14 protein-coding genes, 1 tRNA gene and 1 pseudogene are annotated in these 17,540 nt (G+C 74.7%); 10 read left to right on the forward strand and 6 right to left on the reverse strand.

Annotated elements, in window-relative coordinates:
• The 4 genes and pseudogenes from J5O08_RS14735 to J5O08_RS14750 all read left to right on the forward strand — a co-directional run.
• Positions 1-536 (forward strand): annotated as a pseudogene (locus J5O08_RS14735) (hypothetical protein); the annotation flags it as partial.
• A gap of 41 nt (positions 537-577) precedes the next feature.
• A complete protein-coding gene (rsfS, locus tag J5O08_RS14740) occupies positions 578-973 on the forward strand; it encodes a ribosome silencing factor (protein ID WP_158375428.1) in 396 nt (131 codons plus the stop codon).
• The gene (locus tag J5O08_RS14745) at positions 970-1,665 is read left to right on the forward strand and encodes a histidine phosphatase family protein (RefSeq protein ID WP_218707634.1); all 696 of its coding nucleotides are present in this window, start codon (positions 970-972) and stop codon (positions 1,663-1,665) included. The genes rsfS and J5O08_RS14745 overlap by 4 nt, the downstream gene beginning before the upstream one ends.
• 87 nt (positions 1,666-1,752) lie before the next feature.
• A tRNA-Ala gene (locus J5O08_RS14750) sits at positions 1,753-1,825 on the forward strand.
• An 86-nt stretch (positions 1,826-1,911) separates the two neighbouring features.
• On the opposite strand, the gene J5O08_RS14755 is transcribed toward J5O08_RS14750, so the two are convergent.
• From J5O08_RS14755 to J5O08_RS14765, 3 genes are read right to left on the reverse strand one after another with little or no spacing between them, the layout of a single operon-like run.
• Positions 1,912-3,879 (reverse strand): YjhG/YagF family D-xylonate dehydratase, encoded by a 1,968-nt coding sequence (locus J5O08_RS14755; RefSeq protein ID WP_218707635.1) that lies wholly within the window; start codon positions 3,877-3,879, stop codon positions 1,912-1,914.
• A complete protein-coding gene (locus J5O08_RS14760; RefSeq protein WP_218707636.1) occupies positions 3,876-4,769 on the reverse strand; it encodes a dihydrodipicolinate synthase family protein in 894 nt (297 codons plus the stop codon). Before J5O08_RS14760 ends, J5O08_RS14755 begins: the two co-directional genes overlap by 4 nt.
• 5 nt (positions 4,770-4,774) lie before the next feature.
• Positions 4,775-6,751, reverse strand: coding sequence for a right-handed parallel beta-helix repeat-containing protein (locus J5O08_RS14765; RefSeq protein ID WP_218707637.1), 1,977 nt, complete (start codon positions 6,749-6,751; stop codon positions 4,775-4,777).
• A gap of 155 nt (positions 6,752-6,906) precedes the next feature.
• On the opposite strand from J5O08_RS14765, the gene J5O08_RS14770 reads away from it, so the two are divergent.
• A complete protein-coding gene (locus J5O08_RS14770) occupies positions 6,907-7,947 on the forward strand; it encodes a LacI family DNA-binding transcriptional regulator (RefSeq protein ID WP_218707638.1) in 1,041 nt (346 codons plus the stop codon).
• Between the two features lie 36 nt (positions 7,948-7,983).
• Here the strand turns inward: J5O08_RS14770 and J5O08_RS14775 are convergent, their stop codons facing one another.
• On the reverse strand, positions 7,984-9,021 hold the full coding sequence (locus J5O08_RS14775) for a LacI family DNA-binding transcriptional regulator (RefSeq protein ID WP_218707639.1): 1,038 nt from the start codon (positions 9,019-9,021) through the stop codon (positions 7,984-7,986).
• Between the two features lie 188 nt (positions 9,022-9,209).
• Here J5O08_RS14775 and J5O08_RS14780 point away from each other — a divergent pair, with 188 nt between their 5' ends.
• The 4 genes from J5O08_RS14780 to J5O08_RS14795 are packed head-to-tail and all read left to right on the forward strand — an operon-like array spanning position 9,210 to position 14,259.
• Positions 9,210-10,850, forward strand: coding sequence for a beta-xylosidase (locus J5O08_RS14780; RefSeq protein WP_218707640.1), 1,641 nt, complete (start codon positions 9,210-9,212; stop codon positions 10,848-10,850).
• Between the two features lie 25 nt (positions 10,851-10,875).
• Positions 10,876-12,186 (forward strand): extracellular solute-binding protein, encoded by a 1,311-nt coding sequence (locus tag J5O08_RS14785; RefSeq protein ID WP_218707641.1) that lies wholly within the window; start codon positions 10,876-10,878, stop codon positions 12,184-12,186.
• A gap of 7 nt (positions 12,187-12,193) precedes the next feature.
• On the forward strand, positions 12,194-13,333 hold the full coding sequence (locus J5O08_RS14790) for a carbohydrate ABC transporter permease (RefSeq protein ID WP_218707642.1): 1,140 nt from the start codon (positions 12,194-12,196) through the stop codon (positions 13,331-13,333).
• Complete coding sequence (locus tag J5O08_RS14795) at positions 13,330-14,259, forward strand: carbohydrate ABC transporter permease (protein WP_218707643.1); 930 nt, start codon at positions 13,330-13,332, stop codon at positions 14,257-14,259. The genes J5O08_RS14790 and J5O08_RS14795 overlap by 4 nt, the downstream gene beginning before the upstream one ends.
• 66 nt (positions 14,260-14,325) lie before the next feature.
• Here the strand turns inward: J5O08_RS14795 and J5O08_RS14800 are convergent, their stop codons facing one another.
• Both J5O08_RS14800 and J5O08_RS14805 read right to left on the reverse strand, forming a co-directional pair.
• Positions 14,326-15,297 (reverse strand): phosphotransferase family protein, encoded by a 972-nt coding sequence (locus J5O08_RS14800; RefSeq protein ID WP_218707645.1) that lies wholly within the window; start codon positions 15,295-15,297, stop codon positions 14,326-14,328.
• A gap of 76 nt (positions 15,298-15,373) precedes the next feature.
• On the reverse strand, positions 15,374-16,144 hold the full coding sequence (locus J5O08_RS14805) for a hypothetical protein (protein ID WP_255589969.1): 771 nt from the start codon (positions 16,142-16,144) through the stop codon (positions 15,374-15,376).
• Between the two features lie 175 nt (positions 16,145-16,319).
• Here J5O08_RS14805 and J5O08_RS14810 point away from each other — a divergent pair, with 175 nt between their 5' ends.
• On the forward strand, positions 16,320-17,537 hold the full coding sequence (locus J5O08_RS14810) for an amidohydrolase family protein (protein ID WP_308281639.1): 1,218 nt from the start codon (positions 16,320-16,322) through the stop codon (positions 17,535-17,537).
• The last annotated feature ends 3 nt before the right edge of the window (positions 17,538-17,540 follow it).

Consider the following 17,540-nt stretch of genomic DNA (forward strand, 5'->3'; position numbering starts at 1 on the left):
CCGGGGACGCCGCGTCGGCGGGCACCGGGACCACGGCCCTGCCGACGACCGGGTCCGCCGCCCCGGGCACCGCGGCGCCGGCCGCCCCGGCGAAGCAGGACCGGTCCAACGCCGGCCCCGCGCGCACGGCCCCCGCCGCGTCGGTGGCCACCGCCCCGGCGGCCCCTGCCTCGGCGGCCCCCGCGCCGCAGACGAGCGCCGAGGACGACGACGAGGCCCCCGTCCCGCAGTGGCAGAGCCTGCTGCGCGCGATGGCGCCCGCGCCGCTGCCCGAGGACGAGGCCGAGATCACCGACGCCACCGGCGACATGCTCCGCGGCGTGCACGCGGACGAGGAGATCGACGAGATCGACGAGCAGCCCGAGCGGCTGCGCAAGCCCCTGCCGTACACCTGGCTGCAGTGGATCATCCTGGCGGTCGTCGCGTTCGTGCTCGGCTTCCTCATCATCTTCGTCGCGAACACCGCGACCAACGGCGAGGGGCCCGACGTGCCCGCCGCCGCGGCGACGGCGCTGGACGCCGCGCCCGCACCCTGACCTGCAGCACCTGACCCACCCGAACCACCCCGAGGAGACCCGTGTCGGCCACCGACCGCGCGATCGAGCTCACCGTGGCGGCGGCCCGCGCCGCCGCCGACCTCAAGGCCCAGGAGATCATCGCCCTGGACGTCAGCGGGCAGCTCGTGCTGACCGACGCGTTCCTGATCGCCTCCGGCACCAACGAGCGGCAGGTCGGCGCCATCGTCGACGCCGTCGAGGAGTCGCTGCACAAGCTCGGCGCCAAGCCGCTGCGCCGCGAGGGCAAGTCCGAGGGCCGCTGGGTGCTCATCGACTTCGGCGACGTCGTGGTGCACGTGCAGCACGCCGAGGACCGCACGTACTACGCCCTCGAGCGGCTGTGGAAGGACTGCCCCGTCATCGAGCTGCCGGCCGACGTGCACGGCACGCCCGAGGGCGACGAGGCGGGGGAGTGACCGCCGGGCGCGTCGTCCTCTGGCGGCACGGGCGCACCGCGCACAACGCCGCGGCGCGCCTGCAGGGTCAGTCGGACATCCCGCTGGACGACGTGGGCGTCTGGCAGGCCGAGACGGCCGCGGCCGCCCTCGCCAGCCGGTACGCACCGACGCGGATCATCGCCTCCGACCTCGGCCGCGCGCGGTCGACGGCGGAGGCGCTGTCGGCGCGCACCGGCCTGCCCGTGCACACCGACCCGCGGGTCCGGGAGCGGTCGTTCGGCGACTGGGAGGGCATGACCTCGGCGGAGATCGCCGAGCGCTGGCCCGAGCAGCACGCCGCCTGGCGCGCGGGCCGCGAGCCGCAGCGCGTGGGCGCTGAGACCCGCGCCGAGGTCCAGGCCCGCATGGTCCGGGCGATCGAGGAGCAGGCGGGCGCGCTGGAGACCGACGACACCCTGGTCGTCGTGTCGCACGGCGCCGCGATCACCCTCGGCCTGGTCGGCCTGCTCGGCCTGCCGGCGGAGTGGAAGGGCGTCTCCGGCATGTCCAACGCCCACTGGGCGGAGGTCCAGCCCGGCCGCCCGGGCTCCGGCCTGGCGTGGCGGCTGGAGGCCCTGAACGTCGGCCCGGTGCACGCGTCGTCCGACTGGAACGCCGGCCCGGACCGTGCCGACCGCGGCATGGACGAGGAGGTCCGCGATCCGGCCTGACCAGCCGATTCGCATCTTCCGCCAGGTTCGATTAGAGTTCAGGACGCCCGCTCAGCGGGACGGGAGACGGCCGGAAGGCCTGATCACGGGGCTGTGGCGCAGCTGGTAGCGCACCTGCATGGCATGCAGGGGGTCAGGGGTTCGAGTCCCCTCAGCTCCACAACAGAAGCGGGCGAGAGCGATGAGCTCTCGCCCGCTTCGTCGTTCCTGGGACCACGGAGGCGCTCAGGTGTGCGGGGTCCGGGCCTACCGCTCCGCCAGCGCCGCCGTCCCCGCCCGCAGCACCTCGACGATCCGGTCCACGTCGTACACCGCCCCGCCCCAGGTCCCGCCGCTGGCCTCCTGCAGCGCCGCCCACAGCCGGGTGTCGTCGGGCAGCTGCGGGTGCGGCGCGAGGCCGGGGTGCGGCTCCCGCGCCGCGAGCACCCCGGCGCCCTCCTCGGGGGACAGCGGGGCGTCGGCCGTGCCGACGTAGTCCACGCGGCCCTCCAGCCCCGCGACGTCGACGCGGATCCGGACCAGGTCGCCGTCCCGGAGCCGCCCGATCGGCCCGCCGGCCAGCGCCTCGGGGCCCACGTGCCCGAGGCAGGCGCCGGTGGAGACGCCGGAGAACCGGGCGTCGGTGATCAGCGAGATGTCCCGCCCGTAGCTGAGGTGCTTGAGCGCGGAGGTGACCTGGTAGGTCTCCTCCATGCCGGTGCCGAGCGGGCCGCCGCCCATGACGACCATGACGTCGCCGGGGGAGACGGCGCGGGACTTGATCGCGGCGATCGCCGCGGCCTCGGACGTGAACACGCGGGCGGGGCCGACGTGCTCGAACACGTCCCCGTCGAGGCGCGCCGGGTCGATCGCAGTGGACTTGATGACCGACCCCTCGGGCGCGAGGTTGCCGGTGGGGAAGGCGGTCGTCGGCTTGAGCCCTCGGCGGCGGGCGGCGGGCGGGCTCATGATCACGTCGTCCGGGTCGACGCCCTCCTGGTCCCGGAGGACCTGCCGCAGGCGGGCGCGGCGCTCGGAGCCGGCCCACCAGTCCAGGACGGTGCCGAGGGTCTCGCCGGTGGCGGTGAGCGCGTCGAGGTGCAGCACGCCGAGGTCGCGCAGGTGCAGCATGACCTCCGGGGCGCCGCCGGCCAGGAACATCCGGACGGTCGGGTGCTGGACGGGGCCGTTCGGCAGGACGCTGACCAGGCGGGGGACCGCGCGGTTCACGCGCAGCCAGTCCGCGACGGTCGGCCGGTCCACGCCCGCGGCGTGCGCGATGGCCGGCAGGTGCAGCAGCAGGTTGGTGGACCCGCCGATCGCGGCGTGCACGGCCATGGCGTTCTCGAACGCCTCGGGGGTGAGGACGTCCCGGGTGGTGAGCCCGAGCGAGCGCTGCCGCAGCACGGCGAGCGCGGACTGCCGCGCGACCTCGGCCCACACGGGCTCGCCCGACGGGGCGAGGGCGGAGTGCGGGAGCGCGAGACCGAGGGCCTCGGCGACCACCTGGCTGGTGCCGGCGGTGCCGAGGAAGTGGCAGCCGCCGCCGGGGGAGGCGCAGGCGCGGCAGCCGGCCTCGGCGGCGTCCTCCAGCGACAGCTCGCCGTTCGCGAACCGGGCGCCGATGGTCTGGACCCGCGCCAGGTCCTCGCCGCGCGTCGGGGGCAGCGTGACGCCGCCGGGCACCAGGACGGTCGGCAGGTCGTGCTCTGACGCCAGCGCCATCATCGTCGCCGGCAGGCCCTTGTCGCAGGTGGCGACGCCCAGGACGGCGGACCGCGTCGGCAGCGACCGGATGAGGCGGCGCATGACGGTCGCGGCGTCGTTCCGGTACGGCAGGGAGTCGAACATGCCGGTCGTGCCCTGCGACCGGCCGTCGCACTGGTCGGAGACGAACGTGGCGAACGGCAGCCCGCCCTCGGCCGCGACGGTCTCGGCCGCCGCGCGCACCTGGTCGACGAGCTCGAAGTGCCCCGAGTGCAGGCCGAGCGCGATCGGCTCCCCGGACTCGGACCGCAGCCCGCCGGCGGTGGACACGATCATCACCTGCGGCCCGAGCAGGTTCGCCCGGGGCCAGCCCATGCCGGCGTTCTGCGTCATGCCGAAGACGTCGCCGCTCGGCGACTCGCGCAGCGTCTGCGCGGTGAGTGGCAGCCGCCCGGACGGCCCGTCGGCGTGCGAGCGCAGGGCGTAGATGCCGTCGTGCGGCTCCAGCAGCTGCTCCCAGGACGTCACGGCAGGTCCTCGACGGTCGCCATCAGCGCGGCGAGCGCCTCGGCCTGCTCCGGCGTGGCCGGCAGGTGCGGGGCGGTCGAGTGGTGCTCCATCCGGACGCCCCGGCCGACCATGCCCTCCTTCAGCAGCGGGAAGAACGGGGCGCCGAGCGCGTAGACGCCCATGAGCACGTCGATGCGGCGCTGCGCCGTGGCGATCGCCGCCGCGTCCCCGGAGTCGACGGCCCGCACGTACGCGGCGCAGTACTCGGGGTACAGGTTGGCCAACCCGCCGATCGCCCCGGCGCCGCCCGACGTCACGACGTGGTGCAGGTTCTCGTCGAACCCGGCGAACACCCGGAACTCCGGGAACTCCGGGAGCAGCTCGGTGAGCAGGCGCCGGGTGTGGCCGACCTCGAGGACGGTGTCCTTGTAGCCGACGATGTTCGGGTGCCGCCGCAGCAGCCGGCGGGTCACCTCGGGGCTCAGGTCGTACCCGGTGCGGGCGGGGAAGTTGTACAGGTAGACGTCGCCGGGCACCTGGTCCGCGACCGCGGAGAAGTACGCCTCGACGGCCGCGTCCTCCAGCGCGAAGTAGTACGGGCTGACGACCATCACGGCGGGCGCCCCGGCGTCCAGCGCGTACCTGCTGAGCTCGACCGTGTCGTCGACCCGGAGGCACCCGGTGCCGACGATCAGGTCGCCGCGCGGCAGCACGTGCTCGACGGCGAGGTCGATCAGCGTGCGCTTCTGCTCGGGCCGCAGGGCGAAGAACTCGCCGGTGCTGCCCAGGAGCACGATCCCGTCGACGCCGCCGTCGAGGATGTGCTCCCACACGGCGAGGTTGCCGTCGCGGTCGAGGGTGCCGTCGGCGTGCAGCGCCGTCACGGCGGGGGCGTAGAACTGCGCCATCGCGATCACCAGACCCGGACGCGCGCGGCGCCGTCGTGGAGGCGGGCCAGCGGGCCCGGCGGGTGGGGGGTGCCGGGCTCCTTGCGGTGCCCGACCAGGTCGAGGTCCGCCACGACGGGGGTGCCGTCGGGGTGCTCGTAGGCCGCGCCGACGATCCGCACGTGCCCGAGGTCCGGGTGCACGACGTCGACGAGGGGCGCGGTGAGCGCGGCGGGCAGGTCGAGCTCCAGGTGCACCTCCGCGCCCTCGTCCACGACCCGCACGGTGGCAGGCCCGTCGACGACGCGGGCGCCGGTCTCGTGGGCGGCCGGGCGGGCGCCGTCGGCGTACGCGTTCGACCAGACGTACGCCGGCTGCCGCTCCAGGTGGAACCGCGAGTGGTCGCCCGCGCCGGTGCCGACGCCGACGCGCTCGGTGTACTCCGCCCACGAGCCGGGCGCCCCGTCGTAGGCGTGCGTGCCGTTCGACTCCGGCGGGAAGTCCGGCAGCAGCATCGGGGCGTCCGGCCCGTAGACGCCGTGCCGCGCGCCGACGAACAGGTTGCCGGCGTACCGGTCGTCGCCGCCGTAGACGAACGCGTACCCGGCGACCTGCGTGGAGTGCGGCACGTGGTACGGCGTGGCCCGGTCCAGCACCGGCTGGACCCGCAGCACACCGAGCACCAGGTTGTGCAGGAACGCGGTGCCCTGGCTGAGCAGCTCGATCGCGATGGGGGAGGCCAGCACGTTGTGGTCGACGACCGCCGGCCCGTGCGCGACCTCGACGAACAGGTCCCGGATGTTGCGGTAGAGCAGGTTCCGGGTGACGCGCGCGCCCTGGGCCTGCCAGTCGAGCCAGATCCCGAGCGTCGTGTCGTGCACGCGGTTGTGCGCGATCGTCACGTCGATGGGGGCGTGCAGCTTGATGCCGGCGATCTCGTACCCGGAGAACGCGTGCCGGGTGCCGATGTGGTGGATGTGGTTGTCCTCGATGGTGGAGAACGCGCAGCCGAGGTGGCCGACGACGCCGTTCTGCCCGCAGTCGCGGATCTCGTTGCGGCGCACCACGTGGGAGCCGATCCGCTCGCGCTCCCAGCCCTGGTGCCGGGCGGTGAACACCGCCTCGAGCTGGTACTGGTAGCCCGGCTTGTCGCCGAGGACGAACGAATCGTTGTCGCCGCTCGCCGCGTCCTTGCCGAGGGAGACGCCGGCGCACGTCGAGTCCCGGATCAGGTTGTCCTCGATGACCCAGCCCCTGGCCCAGCGCGGGCCGACGAGCCCGAGCTGGTCGGCGGTCGGGGGCGCCCAGGGCGTGGCGGCCTGCGCGAGCTCGAAGCCGCGGACGGTGACGTAGTCGACGTGGGCGCGCTCGGGGGTGAACACTGACGGCCGGACGTTCACCTCGACCAGCTCGGCGGTCGGGTCCGCGCCGCCGAAGTTCGCCCAGACGGTCGTGGCCTTCTCGCCGACCTCGGCGTACCAGACCAGCACGGTGCGGTCGGGGTCGACCAGCGGGGTGTCGAGCGCGGTCCACTGGTACCGGACGTGCGTGCGGCGCTCGGGGTGGTCGACGGCGCCGCGGTCGTGCACCTCGTCCAGCGCCCGCCCGTCCAGGTACACGGCGCCACGGTGTACGAGCGGCTCGCCGGGGCGGGTGTGCAGCCAGTCCCCGGCGACCGGCTCGTCGAACGGGTTGAAGTCCCCGAACAGGCGGTGCGGGATCTCCGCGCGCCACACGTCGCCCTGCTCGCGCACCCAGCCGGTGACGACCTCGGCGCCGGTGATCACCACGTGCTCGCCCGGCGCCGCCTCGAACGTGATCCGGCGGTCGTCGGCGACGCCGCCGCGCGGCGGGCGCACCCACTCGCGGTAGGTGCCCGCGTGCACGCGCACGGTGTCGCCGGGGAGCGCGGCGCGCGCGGCCCGCTGGACGGTGCGGAACGGGGCGCCGGGGCTCCCGTCCGCGCGGTCGGAGCCGGTCACGGCGACGTGCAGCGTGGTCAACGGGTCGTCCTTCGGTCGGGGCGGTCGGGCGGCGCGCCGCGCGAAAGACTTTCCGCTCCGGTGCGTCGGTCTGCCGACCCTAGAGCTTGGAACGGGCGCATGGAAGGCCGATCTCGCGCTTCCGTCGCGGAAAGACTTTCGCTAGCGTGGCAGGCATGGCGACGACCGGACCCCGCAGGCCCACGCTCGAGCAGGTGGCCGGTGCCGCGGGCGTGTCCACCTCCACCGCGTCGAAGGTGCTGAACGGCCGGCCCGGAATCTCGCGCGCGACCCGGCGGCGGGTCGAGGAGGCGATCGAGTCCCTCGGCTACGCGCCGACGACCGGCCCGCGCGCGGGTGTCGCCCCGCTCGGCGTGACCGTGGTGTTCCGGACGCTGGCGGACGTGTACGCCCTGCGGGTGCTCGAGGGCGTGGTCGCGTCGGCGCGGGAGCAGGGGATCGAGGTCGTCGTCGACGTGCTCGACGCCGGCCCGCCCACCGGGGACGCGGCCCCGCTGTCGCCGGCCTGGATCCGGCGCCAGGCCGCCGGCGACCGCGCGGGGGTCGTCCTCGTCACGACGCAGCCCACCGTCGCGCAGCGCGACCTGCTGCGCTCGCTCGGCGTGCCCACCGTGCACATCGACCCCGTGAACCCGATGGACGACTCGACGGTGTCGGTGGGGTCGACCAACTTCTCCGGCGGTGTGCAGGCCACCCGGCACCTGCTGGAGCTCGGCCACCGCCGGATCGCGTTCGCGGGCGGCGCCCCGGAGTTCCTGCCCTCGGCCGAGCGGCTCCAGGGGTACCTGAGCATGGTCCGCGCCGGCGACGGGCAGGTGGACGACGCCCTCGTGCGGTCCCGCGCGCACACCTTCGAGGCCGGGCTCGCGATCGGCGACGAGCTCCTCGAGCTGCCCGAGCGCCCGACCGCCGTGTTCGCCGCCTCGGACTCGATCGCCCTCGGTGTCCTCGCGTCCGCGCAGCGGCACGGCCTGCGGGTGCCGCAGGACCTGTCCGTGGTCGGGTTCGACGACAGCTCCGCGGCGGCGTCGGCGGCGCCGCCGCTGACCACGGTGCGGCAGCCGGTGGTGGAGATGGGGCGCGTCGCGCTGCGCACCCTGCTGCAGCTGGCCCGGGGGGAGCGGGTGGACTCGCACCACGTGCAGCTGTCGACGGCGCTGGTCGTGCGGGAGTCGACGGCGCCGCCGGCGGGGTGACGCCGGGCCGGGCGCCCGCGTCGGCCCCGCGCCCCGTCAGGCGGGTGCCGGGCCCGTGCTGGCGCGGACGGTCAGGGACGTGGCCAGCTCGACCCGCGGGGACGCGGGGTGCCGGCCCTCCGCCATCGCGAGCACCGTCTGCACGGCCATCCGGCCCATGTCGCCGAGGTGCTGGTGCACGGTCGTGAGCGGGGGTGTCGTCCACGCCGCCTGCGGGGTGTCGTCGAACCCCGAGACGCTGAGGCGCTCCGGCACGGGCACGCCCAGCGTGTGCGCGGCGCCGAGCACGCCGACGGCGATCTCGTCGTCCGCGGCCATGATCGCCGTCGGCGGGTCTGCGGACGTGAGCAGCTCGTGGGCGTACCGGGTGCCGTTCTCCACGGTGAACTGGTCCGAGCGGACGAGGGTCGGGTCCGGCGCGATCCCCGCCGCGTCGAGCGCGGCCCGGTAGCCGTAGAGGCGCTCGCGGGCCGCGTCGGAGTCCTCGGGGCCGCCGATCCACCCGATGCGGCGGTGGCCGAGGCCGATCAGGTGCTCGGTCGCCGCGCGGGCGCCGTCCCAGTTGCTCGACCCGACGCTGACCAGGTGGCGGTCCCGGGTCCCGACCGGGTCGACCATCACGAACGGCAGGGACGCGTCGGCCGCCGCGCGGATGAGGGCGTCCGGCCGGGAGAGCGTGAGCCCGACGACGCCGCTGACGCCGACCGCGAGCAGGTCGGCCACCCAGTCGCGGGCGACCGCCGGCTGCGTGCGGGCGTCCCGGTCGGGTGCCAGCCGGGTCAGCAGGTCCACGCGCTCATCGGTCGCGGCCGCGAGCGAGCCCTGGAACACCCCGAGGATGTACGGCGACGCCGGCAGGTCGAACACGACGGCGAGCGCGCGGCGGTCGTGCGGGTGGGCCGGACCCGGTGCGGGGCGGTAGCCGATGGCGGCGACCGCCGCGAGGACGCGTTCGCGGGTCTGGTCCGAGACGTCGTCGCGCCCGTTGAGCGCCTTCGACACCGTCGCCTTGGACACGCCCGCCGCCGTCGCGACGTCGGACAGGGTGGCGCGCCGCCCGGCCGCACTCGTCATGGCTCTCCCTCGACCCGAAACTGTTTCGCGATCCTACAACGGTCCCGTCACGGCGGCGCGCGAATCCGCAGGGGTGTTGCGCTCAGGGCGGTGCATCTCCTACGGTCGCCTCACGATACAGGTTGCGAAACCGTTTCGACGCCAGCGGGTGGCACCGGAGCCGCCCGCGCCGACCGAAGGAGGTCCGCGTGTCTGTCGAGGCACCGCCGTCGACCCTGCTGATCGACCACCTCCCGCCGTCCGACCTGCCGCTGCGGCACGTCTGGAGCGAGTGCCTGGGTGCGGGCCGCGCCAACGAGGCGCTCCGCGTCGACTGGCAGGACCAGTTCCGCGAGGCGGTCCGCGTCCTGGGCGCCCGGCACGTGCGGTTCCACGGCGTGTTCCACGACGACATGTTCGTGTACCGTGCCTCGAACGGCGGCGGGTTCGGCCCGCCGACGCCGCTGGCCGAGCCGGTCTACACCTACGCGTACGTCGACAAGGTGTTCGACGCGATCCTCGACGCGGGCGCCCGCCCGTTCGTGGAGCTCGGGTTCATGCCCCGGGAGCTCGCGCGGGACACCGAGACGCTGTTCTGGTGGAAGGCGCACGGCAGCCCGCCCACGGACATGGGTGCCTGGGTCGAGCTGGTCACCACCACCGTCCGGCACTGGATCGACCGGTACGGCCTCGACGAGGTCCGCCGGTGGCCGTTCGAGGTCTGGAACGAGCCCAACCTGGTCCCGCACTTCTGGACCGGCACCCGGTCCGAGTACTTCGCGCTGTACGAGGCCACGGCCCGCGCCCTCAAGGCGATCGACCCCGGGCTGCGCGTCGGCGGGCCGTCGTCGTCGGTGTTCGTCGCGGACGCCCGCTACGACGGCGAGTACCACGACAAGTCGGTCGAGGCCGCGACCGCCGAGTCCGACGACCCGGACGCGCTGCCCTGGAAGCCGGTGTGGATCAACGAGCTCATCGCGTTCTGCGCCGAGCGCGACCTGCCGCTCGACTTCCTGTCCACGCACCTGTACCCGACGGACTTCGCGTTCGACACCCAGGGCGTGGGCCGGCCCATCAGCCGGAACCGCGACGCCACCCGGGACGACCTGCTGCACCTGCGTGAGCTGCTCGCCGCCAGCCCGTTCCCGGACGCGGAGGTGCACGTCACCGAGTGGTCGACGTCGCCGTCCAGCCGGGACCACATGCACGACACGCTGTTCGCCGCGACGTACATCACCCGGGCGTTCCTGCAGTGCCAGGACCTCGCGGACTCGATCGCGTACTGGACGTTCACCGACGTCTTCGAGGAGGGCGGCGGCGGCATCGGGCCGTTCCACGGCGGCTTCGGGTTCGTCAACGAGCAGGGCCTGCACAAGCCGACCTTCCACGCGATGGCGATGCTGAACCGGCTCGGGAGGAGGATCCTCGCGCAGCACGAGCACGGCGTCCTCACCGCCACCGCGGACGGCGGCGTCGCCGGGGTGTTCTTCAACTACCCCGACTCGATGGGCGACCGGTCGGTCGGCAGCGCGACCAGCTACGCCGCCGCACGCCGCCACCTCGGGGAGGGGCCCGCGCGCCGGGTCGCGCACACCGTCTCCGGCCTGCGGCCCGGCGCCGAGTACCGCGTCGAGCTCCTGGACTGGGAGCACGGCAACGTCGCCGAGGAGTGGCACCGCCGCGGCGAGCCGCTCAACCTCAGCCGCCGCGACGTCGCCGAGCTCGCCGCCGTCGCCGACGGCCTCGACCGACGCACCCTCGCCGTCGCGGACGACGGCGTCCTGACGATCGACCTCGAGCTGCCGGCCTGGGCCGTCGCCTCGATCAGCCCCGCCCCCACCACCCGCTGACGCGGGAGAAACGAGAGGACCTCAGATGAGGATCACCGCGAAGTCCGCCGGCGCTGTCGCCTTCGCCGCCGTGTCCGCCCTCGCCCTCGCCGCGTGCGGCGGCGGTGGCGGCGGCGCGTCCGAGGAGGCCGGCCAGGACAACAAGCCCGACAAGCTCACCGTCGCCGCCTGGATGGACTTCCCCGCCGAGCTGCTGGACTCCTTCGAGGAGGAGACCGGCATCGAGGTCGTCGTCAACCGGTTCCCCGACGGGGCGTCGGCGCAGACCGTGCTGCGCAACGGGCTGTCGTCGGACGGCGCCGGGCTGTCGGACGTGCACCTGGTCGAGCTCGACTGGTGGACCGAGATGATGGCCGTGCCCGAGGACTGGGCCGAGCTGCCGGAGGTCCCGGACCGCTGGGTCGACTGGAAGGTCGAGCAGGGCTCGGTCGACGGCACGATCACCGGCTACGGCACCGACATCGGCCCGCTGGCCATCGCGTTCAACCAGGACATGCTGGCCGGCACCGGGCTGGCCACCGACCCCGAGTCGTTCGGGGAGCTCATCGGCGGGGACGACGCGACCTGGCAGTCGTTCCTCGACGCGGGGCGTGAGTACGTCGCGGTGAGCGACAACTACTTCGTCGACTCGCTGACCAACGCGTTCCAGGCGGCGATCAACCTGCTGCCGGCGGCGTTCGAGGACCCGGAGTCGGGCCTGCCGTACGACCTCGCGGACAACACCGAGGTGAAGGACCTGTTCCTGATGTTCGCGGACGCCGCCGAGGACGACATCTCGGCCGGCATCGCGATCGGGCACGCCGACTGGGGCGCCGGCTTCCAGAACGAGCAGTGGGCGAGCGTCGTCACCCCGGCGTGGATGACCGGGATCATCGCGGAGAACGCCGACGGCGTCGACGGCTGGCGGATCGCCAGCACGTTCCCCGAGGGCGGCGGCAACTGGGGCGGCTCGTTCTTCGCGGTCCCGTCGACCGGTCCGAACACCGCCTGGGCGATCGAGCTCGCCGACTACCTGACCACCCCGGACGCGGCGATCGACTGGTTCGACGAGACCGGTCAGTTCCCGTCGCAGCTCGAGGCGATGTCCGCCCCGGAGATCGCCGAGGCCGAGAACCCGTTCTTCGGTGACCAGCGCGTCGGCCAGATCTACGGCGACCTGGCCGCGGCCGCGGGCGACGCGGCGGCCGGCGGGTACCGCGGCGAGAACTTCGCGGGCATCCAGACCCTGGTCACGGACGGCATCCGGCTCGTCGAGTCGGACAGCGCCACCGCGGAGCAGGCCTGGGCGTCGGTGGTCGCGGACTTCGACGCGCTCGGCTTCGAGACCGCGGACTGAGCGGCCCGTGTCGACCAGGTCGGCCGTCCCGCCCGACGCGCGCCGCGTCGGGTGGGGGCGGCGGTTCTCGCGGTGGGACGTCAAGGTCTCGCCCTACCTCTACGTCTCGCCCTTCTTCCTGCTCTTCGCCGTGTTCGGGGCGTTCCCGCTCCTGTTCAACGTGGTCGTCGCGGTGCACGACTGGCACCGCCGGGCCGGCATGGGCGACTTCGTCGGGCTCGACAACTTCACCTGGGTGCTCCGGCAGCCGCTGTTCTGGCGGTCGCTGGAGAACACGTTCTCGATCTTCCTGTGGGGCGCCGTCCCGCAGCTGGTCCTCGCGCTGCTGATCGCGGCCGTGCTCGACCAGAACCTGCGGGTGCGGACGTTCTGGCGGATGAGCGTGCTCGTGCCGTTCGTCGTGATGCCGGTGGCCACCGCGATGATCTTCGGCCAGGTGTTCGGGCAGTTCGGGCTGCTGGTGCCGAACCTCCACGAGCTCGGCCTGCTCACGGGGTCGGACTCGCCGTTCTTCTCCGACCGGCTGCTGTCGCACATGGCGATCGGCTCGATGGTGGTGTTCCGGTGGACCGGCTACAACGCGCTGATCTTCCTCGCCGCGATGCAGGCCGTGCCCCGGGAGCTCTACGAGGCGTCCACCGTGGACGGGGCCGGCCGGCTCCGGCAGTTCTTCTCCGTCACCCTGCCGAGCATCCGGCCGACGATGATCTTCGTGACCCTGACGATGACCATCGGCGGGCTGCAGATCTTCGACGAGGTCCGGCTCTACGACGGCGGCGGGACGGGCGGCGGCAAGGGCGGCGCCGACAACCAGTGGACCACCGTCGTCCTCTACCTCTACGAGCTCGGGTTCGGCGACTGGCAGGACCGCCTCGGCCAGGCCGCGGCGGTCGGCTGGATCTTCGCCGTGATCATCGCGGTGTTCTCCCTGGTGAACTTCCTGCTCACCCGATCCATCTCGTCGTCGCGGTCCCGGGCGCCGCGGGTCACGCGCGCGCAGCACCGGGCCGCCGTGGCGCGGGCGCGGGCGGTCGCCGCGGCGTCGACCCGGCCCGAGGCCGCCGCGGCCGCCGTACCCGGCCGGGACGGACCACCACCCGACGCGCCGGTCCACGACGCCGACGTCCAGGAAGGAGCGAGCCGATGAGCACCGGGTACATCGGGAACACCGCGGGCAAGGGGGCGGTGCGGTACGCGCAGAAGCGCGCTGCCCGCGGCCGGCCCGTCCGGCAGCACGACACGGCGGGGCGCCGCCCCGGGTGGGGGTCGTACCTGTTCCTGCTGGTCGTCTTCGTGGTGTCGGTCTTCCCGCTCTACGCCGCGGCGATGTACGGCTCGTCCACCAGCCAGGAGATCGCCCGGGCGGTCGGCGACCTGCCGACCTGGTTCCCGACGCTCGTCCTGCTGGAGAACTTCCGGGAGGTGGTCACCGCCTCGCAGTTCAACTTCTGGACGGCGTTCGCGAACTCCGTGCTGGTCGCGGTCGCGGTGACCGCGTCGACGGTGTTCTTCTCGACGCTCGCCGGGTTCAGCTTCGCCAAGCTGACGTTCCGGGGCCGGCAGGTGCTCTACGTGACCGTGATCGCCACCATGGCGATCCCGGCGCAGGTCGGCACCATCCCGATGTTCATCATGATGAACGACTTCGGCTGGATCGACTCGCTCGCGGCGCTGACCGTCCCCACGCTGGTCACGGCGTTCGGCGTGTTCTGGATGAGCCAGTACCTGCAGGAGGCGCTGCCGTTCGAGCTCGTCGAGGCGGCCCGGGTCGACGGGGCGTCGATGTTCCGCACGTTCTGGTCCATCGCGATGCCCGCGGCGCGGCCGGCCGCCGCCACGCTCGCGCTGTTCACGTTCGTCGGGTCGTGGAACAGCTTCTTCTGGCCGTCGGTGGTGATGCGGTCACAGCTGACCATGCCGCTCGTGGTGCCGCAGCTGAAGGGCGCGTTCACCAGCGACACCGGCCTGGTGATGTCCGGGGTCTTCCTGGTCGCGGCGCCGCTGCTGGTGGTGTTCGTGGTCGCCGGGAAGCAGCTGGTGTCCGGCGTCATGGCGGGGGCGGTCAAGGGCTGACGCGCGCGGGCGGACCGGGCGGCCCGGGCGGGGCGGTTCGCGGGGTGCCGCGGCCGCCCCGCCGCGTCACACCCCGAGCCCGTCCAGCGCCCGGGCGAGCGAGCGGCGGTTCGCCGCGTCGTAGCCCGCGACCCAGTCGCCCTGGTACCCCCGGATCGGGGCCTCGATCGTCATCACCAGGCCGAGCCACATCCGGGCGAGCAGCAGCCGGGCGGCGGCGCCGGGCGAGGTCACGTCCCGGTCACCGACCAGGGCGGCGGGGAGCCCGTCCCACATCGGGTCGGCCCCGACGAGGTCGAGCAGCGGGTCGCCCCACAGCGCGCGCTCCGGGTCGATCACGCCGAGCAGCGCCCCGGTCGCGGGGTCGACGAACAGGTTGCCGGGCCACAGGTCGGTGTGCACGAGCCGCGGCACGGTCACCTCGTCGAGCGCCCCGGCGTGCGCGGCGAGCGCCGCGCGCACCCGGTCGGCCGGGATGCCGGGGACGGCGCCGCGCTCGGCGTCCGCGAGCAGCGCCCCGACCACCGCGGTGAACGCCGCGCGCCAGGTCGTCGCCTGGAGCAGCGGCTGGTGCGGGTAGCCGAACCGCTCGCCGGTCACCGTGCCGATCCGGCCCAGGAGCGCCCCGAGGTCGGCCTGGGCGCGCGCGGCCCGCGGGTCCTCCGCCGGGGCACCGAAGCCGGCGGCCGCCCACGGGACGCCGTCGAGGTGCGCGGCGACGACGACGTCGCCCGGCACGACCTCGCGGCTGAAGTCGGTGTGCAGCAGGGCGGGCATGAGCAGGTCGGGACGGTCGGCCGCGAGCGCGTACACCGCGGCCTCGGTGCGGATCAGGTCGCGCTCGTGGGTGAGCAGGCCGGGGGAGTCCGCGGGCGCCGTCTTCACGACGACCCGCCCGCCGCCGGCGAGCCCGACGCGGTAGGTGGTGGCGAACTGGCCGCCCTCGAGGCGCTCCGCCGTCGCGAGGGCGCCCACCGGGGCGACGAGGGTGCGCAGGGCGTCGGTGGTCAGGGACGGGGGCGTGGCGTCGTCGGGCACGGGAGGCAGCGTAGAGGGCGTGCGGGGCCCCGGTCCGGGACCCCGGGCCGGGGCACCGGCGCGGGGTCCCTTCTGGTCAGCCCCCGAGCCCGGCCCGGTCGACGCGGCGGTGGAACCGCATGCCGGCGATCCCGCCCAGCACCGCGCCCACGAGGCTGACGACGGCGACGACCAGCAGCGCGACGATGCCGCCGGTGGTCAAATCGCCCTCGCCGACGGGGATGCGCGGGAAGCTGTCCAGCCGCCCGAGGACGTCGTACTGGTCGCCGGCCACCAGGGCCGCGACGGCCACGACGATCGCGATCACGACCGCCCACAGCCAGACGGCGAGGCCCTGCTTGGCGCCGTCGAACCGCGCCATCCGGCCCGCGACGTACCCGCCGCAGTAGTAGGCGACGAACAGGACGACCGCGAGCACGATCGCGCCGACGACCCCGATGGTGGTGGGGTCGGACGCCGCCTGGTCCGCGGCCTCGCCGACGGAGGTGTCGTTGGCGACGCCCACCGCGGCGCCGGCCGCCGCGGCGACGGCGGTGAGCAGCACGGCCGTGCCGGTGGCGGTCAGCCAGCCGAAGAACGCCGAGCCGACCTTGATGCCGCCGTACTCCTCCTTCTCGCGCGCGACCACGGCCCGGCGGTCGTGGGCCCGGGCCTCGGCGAGGGCGGGTGCGTCCGCGGTGCGGTCGCCGTCCGGGGCCGCGGCGACGTGGACGCCCTCGCCGTGGTGGGCGGGCGCGCGGTCGGCGGGGCGGTCGGCGGGAGGTGCGACCGGGCGGTCGGCCGGGCGGTCCGGGGGAGGGGCGACCGGGCGGTCGGGCGTCGCGCGGGGGTCCTCGGAGGTGCTCATGGGGGGTGCTCCTCGTCTCGGCGTCGCCCGGCGGTCGCGGGTCGACGGTGCTGGCCGGGCCGGCGCGGCGCCGCACCGGTCCCGGTGCGGGCAAGGTAGGTCGGTCCGGGGGCGGGCGCGACCGCAGCGGTCCGGCGCGGTCGGGGCGCCGCCCCGGCGGTGGCACGATGGCGCGGTGGCACTCGACGACGCGACGCTGATCATCCGGGACGTGCGGCCGTGGGGCGGTGCGCCGTCCGACGTGGGGATCGCGGGGGACCGGATCGCCTGGGTCCGGCCGTCCGGCGCCGCAGAGGCCGCCCCGGGCGCCGAGGTCGTCGACGGACGCGGGCTGCTCGCCCTGCCCGGCCTGGTGAACACGCACGCGCACGCCGACAAGAGCTGGTGGGGGCTGCCCTGGCAGTCGTACGGCGGCGAGGGCGGCACGCAGGGCCGGATCGCGCACGAGCGCGCCCGCCGCGACGAGCTCGGCATCCCGAGCGCCCCGGTCGCCGAGCGGGTGCTCCGGGAGTACCTGCGCACCGGCACGACGCGGGTCCGGACGCACGTGGACGTCGACCTGGGCGTGGGCCTGCGGGGCATCGAGGCGGTGCGCGAGGCGGCCGCGGCGCTGGACGGGGCGGTCGAGCTGACCGTCGTGGCGTTCCCCCAGGACGGCGTGCTGCGGCGTCCCGGCGTCCTGGAGCTGCTGGACCGGGCCGCCGCCGCGGGCGCGGAGCACGTCGGCGGCCTGGACCCGGCGCTGATCGACCGCGACCCGGTGGGGCAGCTCGACGGGCTGTTCCGGATCGCCGCGGAGCACGGCTGCGGGCTCGACATCCACCTGCACGAGCCCGGCGACCTCGGCGCCTTCGAGATCGAGCTGATCCTCGACCGCGTCGAGCGGGACGGGATCGCGCCGGGCAAGGTGAACGTGGCGCACGGGTTCGCGGTCGTCGACGTCGACCCGGCGCGCCGCCGCGACCTGCTGGACCGGATGGGTGCGCTCGGCGTGACGATGACGACGGTCGCGCCGGTGCGGATGCGGCAGCTGCCGCTCGCCGAGCTGGACGCGACCGGCGTGCGGTTCGGGTTCGGCACCGACGGCATCCGCGACCTGTGGAGCCCCTACGGCGACGGCGACCTGCTCGGCATCGCCTGGCAGTACGCGCGCGCCGGCGGCGTGGTGCGGGACGAGGACCTGGTCCGGGTGGTCGAGATCGCGACCCGCGACGGCGCGGCGTTCGTCACCGACGAGGTGCACGACCTGGTGCCCGGGGCCCGTGCGGACGTGGTGCTGCTCGACGCGGAGAACCCGATGGACGCGCTCGTGCGGCGGGTGCCGCGCGCGGCGGTCGTCGCGGGCGGTCGGGTCGTCGACCTGGCGGCGCTCGCCGCTCGCCCGTGGGAGTGACGG

Source organism: Cellulomonas sp. PS-H5, from assembly GCF_019265565.1.
In the GTDB taxonomy this organism is placed as follows: domain Bacteria; phylum Actinomycetota; class Actinomycetes; order Actinomycetales; family Cellulomonadaceae; genus Cellulomonas.